4 protein-coding genes and 1 pseudogene are annotated in these 5957 nt (G+C 72.9%); 2 read left to right on the forward strand and 3 right to left on the reverse strand.

The features are described from left to right. Positions 1-215: pseudogene (locus BFF77_RS30935) on the forward strand (DUF839 domain-containing protein); the annotation flags it as partial. Positions 216-386: 171 nt separating this feature from the next. On the opposite strand, the gene BFF77_RS30940 reads toward BFF77_RS30935, so the two are convergent. After that, entirely contained in the window at positions 387-2450 is a 2064-nt protein-coding gene (locus BFF77_RS30940; RefSeq protein WP_066956676.1) for a PhoX family protein, read from the reverse strand. A 373-nt stretch (positions 2451-2823) separates the two neighbouring features. Between BFF77_RS30940 and BFF77_RS30945 the strand changes: the two genes are divergently transcribed. Further along, positions 2824-4452, forward strand: coding sequence for a VWA domain-containing protein (locus BFF77_RS30945; RefSeq protein ID WP_107422300.1), 1629 nt, complete (start codon positions 2824-2826; stop codon positions 4450-4452). Positions 4453-4495: 43 nt separating this feature from the next. On the opposite strand, the gene BFF77_RS30950 is transcribed toward BFF77_RS30945, so the two are convergent. Together BFF77_RS30950 and BFF77_RS30955 are read right to left on the reverse strand one after the other, a co-directional pair. Beyond that, on the reverse strand, positions 4496-5665 hold the full coding sequence (locus BFF77_RS30950; protein WP_066956678.1) for a sensor histidine kinase: 1170 nt from the start codon (positions 5663-5665) through the stop codon (positions 4496-4498). Continuing rightward, positions 5662-5957, reverse strand: a 296-nt coding sequence (locus BFF77_RS30955; RefSeq protein ID WP_141698580.1) for a winged helix-turn-helix domain-containing protein, incomplete at its 5' end; no start/stop codon positions are given. The genes BFF77_RS30950 and BFF77_RS30955, both read right to left, overlap by 4 nt.

Below are 5957 nucleotides of genomic sequence, written 5' to 3' on the forward strand. Positions count from 1 at the left end.
AGCTGAAGCAGTTCCTGACCGTGCCCAACGGTGCCGAGACCTGTGGCCCGGTCATCCAGGAGCGGCGTGTCCTGGTGGCCGTGCAGCACCCGGGCGAGATCACCGGCGCGACCGTCGAGCAGCCCGCGAGCGCGTGGCCGGACGGACCGGGCAAGATGGTCCGCCCCTCGGTCGTGGCGGTCTGGCGCAAGGACGGCGGCGACATCGGCGTCTGACCGACGCCCGCCCGCACGGCACTTGAGCTCTGGGACGGGGGCCCTTACGGCTCCGGAGCCGGGGGGGGCGCAGGCCCTGGAGCTCACGTGCCGTACGGGCGGGGGCCCTACGGCACCGGAGCCGTGCGGACGGAGGTCCCAGAGCTCAAGTGCCGTGCGGGCGGGCGTCGGTCAGACGCCGATGTCGCCGCCGTCCTTGCGCCAGACCGCCACGACCGAGGGGCGGACCATCTTGCCCGGTCCGTCCGGCCACGCGCTCGCGGGCTGCTCGACGGTCGCGCCGGTGATCTCGCCCGGGTGCTGCACGGCCACCAGGACACGCCGCTCCTGGATGACCGGGCCACAGGTCTCGGCACCGTTGGGCACGGTCAGGAACTGCTTCAGCTCACCGCGCCGCTCGCCCTGCGTCGCCACGCCGAAGAGACCGTCGTGCGTGCCGAGCGCGTTGCCGTCCGTCGAGATCCACAGGTTGCCGTGCGGGTCGAAGGCGACGTTGTCCGGGCAGGAGATGGGGCTGACCTTCTCCTTGGGGAAGCCCGCGAAGTAGGTGGCCGGGTCGGCCGGGTCGCCCGCGACCAGGAAGAGCCGCCAGGCGAAGCCGTCGCTCGCCGGGTCGTCCCAGTTCTCCGCCAGCTCCAGGATGTGGCCGTGCTTGTTGGCGTTGCGGGGGTTGGGCTCGGTGGGGCCCTCCTTGCCGGCCTTGCCGCGGTCGGTGTTGTTGGTCAGCGCGACATAGACACGGCCGGTGCGCGGCGACGGCTCGACGTCCTCGGGACGGTCCATCTTGGTGGCGCCGACCTTGTCGCCCGCGAGGCGCGTGAAGATGTACACCTCGTCGGCGGTCATGCCCGGGACGTGCGAGACATCGCCGGTGGCCAGCGGGATCCACACGCCGGAGCCGTCGAACTCACCGTCGTTGGGGAGCTTGCCCGAGCCGTCGAGCTCGCCCGCCGGGCTGTCGCCGGTCAGCTTCGCGACATACAGCGTGCCCTCGTCCAGCAGCGTCAGGTTGTGCTGGTGGTCGGCACGGCTGTTGCCCTTCTTCATCCGCTTCGAGGAGACGAACTTGTAGAGGTAGTCGAAGCGCTCGTCGTCGCCCATGTAGATGACCGGGCGGCCGTCGGCGGTCAGACGGGGCTGCGCGGCCTCGTGCTTGAAGCGGCCGAGGGCGGTGCGCTTCTTGGGCGTCGAGTCGGGGTCGTACGGGTCCAGCTCGACGACCCAGCCGTGGCGGTGGATCTCGTTCGGCTCCTGCTTGAGGTCGAAGCGCTTGTCGAACAGCTCCCACTTGCGCTCGGTGGCGCCGGTGCCGACGCCGTAGCGCAGGTCGGTGGGACTGGAGCCGTTGGCGAAGTACTGGTTGAAGTTCTCCTCGCCGTGGAGCGTGGTGCCCCAAGGGGTGGTGCCGCCGGCGCAGTTGTTGAGCGTGCCGAGGACGCGGCTGCCGGTGCGGTCGGCGGAGGTGCGCAGCAGCTCGCTGCCCGCGGCCGGTCCGGTCAGCTCGAACTTGCTGGTGGCGGTGAGGCGGCGGTTGAGCTCGTGGCGGGAGACGGCGGTGAGCTTGCCGCTCCTGCGGTCCTCCTCGACCACGACGACGGAGAGACCGTGGGCGGCCCAGGCGATCTCGACCTGCTCGCGGGTCGGGGCGGCGGGGTTGTAGCCCTTGAACATCAGGATCTCGTCGGTGTACTCGTGGTTGGCCACGAGGACCTGACGGTCGCGCTCGCCCTTGAGGGGCAGCAGGCTCAGGAAGTCGTTGTTGTAACCGAACTGGCCGGCCTGTGCCTTGGCGGTCTGCCGGTCCGGGTTGAAGGCCGGGGCGCCGCGCAGGATCGGGTCGCCCCAGCGGATCACGAGGTTCTGGCTGTAGCCGGAGGGAACCGTGACCTGGTCCGCCACATTCGGGGCGACCGGGGTGAAGCGGAGGCCGCGGGCGCCGTCGGGGGCGGGCGTGTGGCCGTGGCCCTTGCCGCCGCTCAGCGGGGTCGCGGAGGCGACGGAGTCACCGGGGCCACCGACGACGACCGCGGTGCCCGCGGCGGCGGCGACGGTCACGACGGCGGCGGCACGCACCATCGAACGTCTTGACATGGCACCGGCAATGATGTCGCCGACGTACTCGTTGTCACTCTTGTTGGGGACTTCGTGGAAACACGCGTCGCCGCAGCGGTAACGACAGGTCAGAGCGGAACGTCCGCCCGGGTGTGAGTTCAGCAGCGGCAGCAGTTTGCGCACTTTCGCCTCCGGTGGGTGTGGTGGTCTCGGCGCGCCCCGCGCCGACATGTCCGACAGGCTGTCGGGATGTCTCGGCCGTGACGGTAGGGGGAGCGGCCACCATGACGGCGGCGGCGCAGTGAACGAAAAATGAACGCGAGACGACGTGGTGGTCGGGAGAGGGTAATGGCGCGCCTGGGCGGACGGGGTGCGGGTGGGGGACGGGAGGCCGGTGCCGTCCTCGCCCATACGTGGGGCCCGTGCGGCCCGCGGAGGCCGCCCCTGCCGTGGATCACCGGGGTGGCCGCTAACCTTACGTATCCGCCGTGGCCAGGGATGCGCCATTTTCCCCGGCGGCGGACACCGCACCCAACTGATCTGAAAGGCCTCGCCCATGGGCATTCGGAGCTTGCTGCGCAAGGTGTTCGGACGCGACCGTGCGGAGGAGCGCAACCAGCGGGCGGCCTCGGTGCCCTCGCAGACCGCCGGTACGAAGCCGGCGGAAGCGGCCGTCGTGACGGACGCGGCCGGCACGGCGGCGGAGACGGCCGGGGCAGCGGGAGCCGACAAGGGCGCGACCGTACCGGCGCCGGGGGAGGCTGAGGCGCCGGTGGAGGCGGGGACGCCGGGGCCGGCGCTGTCGGCGGAGGCGGCGGCTGCGGACCTGGTGGCCGCGGCCTTCGACAACCCGCGTGCCCCGGAAGCGGATCCGAGCGTGCCGCCCCAGATCTCCCGCGCCCTGACCCCCGAGCCCGAGGAGCCCCGGGCCACGCCGACGGTCCCGGCCCAGACATCGGCGGAACCGGACCTGACGCCGCTGCCGGAGGCGGAGATCCCCGCGGTAACGCCCCCGGAGCCCGCGCCCACGGCCAAGACCGAGGCAACGCCCGTACCGGAGACGGGGATTTCGGCCCCGGCCGATCCGCGGCCCACACCCGCGGCCGGCGGCGGGACGGCCCCCGCCTCCGAGCCCGGGGCAACACCCCTGCCGGAGACGGGGATTCCGGCCGTGGCCGGGACGGCGTCCGCGCTCACCGCCGACGCCGGGGTACCGGCCCCCGAGCCCGAGGCCGCCCCGGTGGCGGACGTACCGACCGAGCCCGAGCCCGAGCCCGAGCCCGTACTCCCGGCCGACGCCCTCCCGCGGTCGGCCCCCGCCGCCGAGGCAGAGGCAACGCCCGTACCGGAGGCGGACGTTCCCGCCGTGGCCGACCCGCGGCCCACACCCGCGGCCGACGGCGGTACCGAGCCGGCTCCCGTCCCCGCGCCCGTCACGACACCCCTGCCGGAGGCGGACGTTCCGGCCGTGGCCGGGACGGCGCCGGCACCCGCGGCCGGCGGGCGGGCCGCGCTCTCCCTCGCACGGGTCAAGTCCCTCGCCCCCGGGCTGGTCGAGCACTACAAGGCCGCCGGGGCCGCGCTCAAGAAGCTCGGGCTCACCGGGGAGCGGGCCACCGTGTATCTGGTTCTGGACCGGTCCGGGTCCATGCGCCCGTACTACAAGGACGGCAGCGCCCAGCACCTCGGCGAGCAGGCACTCGCGCTCTCCGCGCATCTCGACGCCGACGCGACCGTACCCGTCGTGTTCTTCTCCACCGAGATCGACGGGACCGGCGAGCTCGGCCTCGGCTCGTACGAGGGCAAGGTCGACGAACTGCACGGCTCCCTCGGCCGGATGGGACGCACGCACTACCACTTCGCGGTCGAGGAGGTCGTGGCGCTCCACGAGAAGTCCGGCTCCACCGGGCCCGCGCTGGTGATCTTCCAGACCGACGGCGCGCCCAACGCCGTCCGCGCCGCCGAGCAGGCCTTCGCCGACGCGGCCGAGCTGCCGTTCTTCTGGCAGATCGTGGCATTCGGCGAGGAGGACGCCAAGGGCTTCGACTTCGCGCGCAGGCTCGGCGCGGACGCGGCCACGGAGAACGTCGGCTTCCTGCACGCGGGCCCCGTCCCGGGCGAGCTGCCCGACGGCGCGTTCTACGGCGAGGTGCTCACCGCCTGGCGGGCCGCCCGCACCGGCTGACCCTGCGCGAAGCGGAGCGAACCCCCGCTGCCGCCGGCCCGCGTCATCCCGACGCGGCCGGCGGCAGCGTCACGGTGACCTCCAGCCCGCCGCCCGAGCCGCCCGGCGCCGCCGTGACCTTCCCGCCGTGCGCCACCGCGATCGAGCGCACGATGGACAGACCGAGCCCGGCGCCCCGGCCCATCCGGTCGCGGCCCTCCCCGCGCCGGAACGGCTCGAACAGCGCCGGGATGTCGTCCCGCGCCACCACGGGCCCGGTGTTCCGCACCACCAGCACGGTGCCGCCGACCTCGACGTCCACCGTCCCGTCGGGCACGTTGTACGTCACCGCGTTGGCCAGCAGATTGCCCACGAGCTGACCGAGCAGCAGCCGGTTCCCCCGGACCACCTCCGCGCCGGCGACCGACACGGCCCCGTCCAGACCGAAGCGGGCCGCCTCCTCCGTCACCGCCTCGCCCAGATCGACCAGCTCCTGGTCGTCCACCTCGCGCTCGCTGCGCGCCAGCACCAGCAGCCCTTCGATGAGCTGTTCGCTGCGCCGGTTGTTGTCCAGCAACGTCTGCTTCGTACGGGCCAGTTCGTCCGGCGAGCACAGGTCGTCCAGGCCGACCTGGATCGCGGCGCGCTGCGTCGCCAGCGGCGTCCGCAGCTCGTGCGAGGCGTTGGCGATGAACCGGCGCTGGCTGTCGAAGGCCTTCTCCAGCCGTGCCAGCAGCGCGTCCAGCGTGTCGCCGAGTTCCTTCAGCTCGTCGTCGGGACCGCTCGCACCGATCCGCTCGTGGAGATTGTGCTCAGAGAGCCGGCGGGCCTTCGCCGTCATCGCGTGCACCGGCCGCAGCACCCGTCCCGCCGTCCACCAGCCGACCACCACCGCGCACGCCGCCATCACCAGCAGCGCGGCGGCCGACCAGAAGAGCATCTCGTCCGAGGCCGCGTCGGTGACATTGTCGGTGAGCCGGTAGACGGTGAGGGGCGCGATCCGCTGCTCGCCGATCAGTCCGCGTACCGAGGCGGCCGGCATCGCCGGCGCCACCTGGGCGGGCACCACCCGGGCGACCATCTCCTGCGCCTCGTTCTGGGTGCCCGCGCCGGCCAGCAGATTGACGACGGTGAGCAGACAGCCGCCGAGGACGACGAAGACACCGCCGTACACGAGCGCTATACGGGTGCGGATGGTGGAGCGGGAAGCAGGCGGGAGCGTGGTCGTCCTCACAGCGCGTATCCCACACCCTGGACCGTGCGGATCAGCGGAGGTTCGCCGAGTTTGGCGCGCAGCTTGCTCAGACAGACCCGTACCGCCCCGGTGAACGGATCCGCGTGCGCGTCCCAGGCCCGCTCCAGCAGCTCCTCGGCCGAGACCGGCGCTCCGTCCGCCTCCAGCAGGATCTGGAGCACCGAGAACTCCTTGGGCGACAGATCCAGCGCCCGCCCGTCCCGCGAGGCCGTCCGCCGTACGGAGTCGAGCCGTACACCGTGCCGCTCCAGGAGCGGCACGGTGTACGGCT

The organism is Streptomyces lushanensis (assembly GCF_001700515.1).
In the GTDB taxonomy this organism is placed as follows: Bacteria; Actinomycetota; Actinomycetes; order Streptomycetales; family Streptomycetaceae; genus Streptomyces; species Streptomyces lushanensis.